Origin of the sequence: Pseudoalteromonas sp. CO325X (assembly GCF_004208955.1) — a bacterium.
GTDB classification, from domain to species: Bacteria; Pseudomonadota; Gammaproteobacteria; order Enterobacterales; family Alteromonadaceae; genus Pseudoalteromonas; species Pseudoalteromonas ruthenica.
Genome location: NZ_SGPG01000040.1, coordinates 1 through 331, shown reverse-complemented (window position 1 = coordinate 331; position 331 = coordinate 1). Strand labels below are relative to the sequence as shown.

Sequence of the window (331 nt, the reverse complement as noted above, 5' to 3'; positions counted from 1 at the left end):
GGTGGGTCATGATGGATTCGAACCATCGACCAATGGATTAAAAGTCCACTGCTCTACCAACTGAGCTAATGACCCATACCGAGTTTTAATGCCATTAATTCATCCTGAAGCGGTGTTCCGGCTCGTCGTCCTGACTCGCTTTCACAGACCATCAAAATAATATTTCGATGTTGACTGTTCAACCAACTGAGCTAATGACCCATAACTGGTGTCTTTCAATATTTGAAAGTGCGCTACGCATGTAGCTGATGATGTAAAGTGGTGGGTCATGATGGATTCGAACCATCGACCAATGGATTAAAAGTCCACTGCTCTACCAACTGAGCTAATG

Annotated in this window: 1 tRNA gene; it reads right to left on the bottom strand. The window is 44.1% G+C overall.

Features of this window, described 5'->3' with window-relative positions:
- Nucleotides 1–2 precede the first annotated feature (2 nt).
- Nucleotides 3–75, bottom strand: a tRNA-Lys gene (locus tag EXT46_RS18670).
- Nucleotides 76–331: the final 256 nt, after the last annotated feature.